The sequence below is a fragment of the Pseudomonas mediterranea CFBP 5447 genome, from assembly GCF_000774145.1.
GTDB classification, from domain to species: Bacteria; Pseudomonadota; Gammaproteobacteria; order Pseudomonadales; family Pseudomonadaceae; genus Aquipseudomonas; species Aquipseudomonas mediterranea.
Map to the genome: position 1 here is coordinate 1 of NZ_KN322977.1, position 379 is coordinate 379.

1 pseudogene is annotated in these 379 nt (G+C 62.5%); it reads right to left on the bottom strand.

Annotation, left to right across the window (positions count from 1 at the left end):
- Positions 1 to 16 precede the first annotated feature (16 nt).
- A pseudogene (locus tag N005_RS03030) lies at positions 17 to 379 on the bottom strand (IS3 family transposase); the annotation flags it as partial.

Genomic DNA, 379 nt, shown 5'->3' on the forward strand with positions numbered 1-379 from the left:
TGGGTCACGCCGAAACGCTCGCTCCCTTGAAGGCGCGGTAGCGCTTGATGCGTACCCGCGATTGCAGGCCCAGCTCGGCCATCAGCCGCTGCACCCGCTTGTGGTTGATGGCCTCGCCCTGATTGGCCAGTTCCAGCGTTATGCGACGGTAGCCGTAGCGCCCTTGGTTCTCATCGTAAATCGCGCGGATACGCTCACGCAGTTCCTCCTCGCCCTCATCGGGATGGGCCAAGGCGTTCACCTGGTAATAGAACGTGCTGCGTGACAGTTCGGCCGCCTCGAGCAAAAGCGGCAACGCATGGGCCTGCCTCAATCCTTGGACGGCTTGCGCTTTGCGCGCTGCGCCGCCTGCTCTTCCTGGATCAAGGCATCGAGCTTT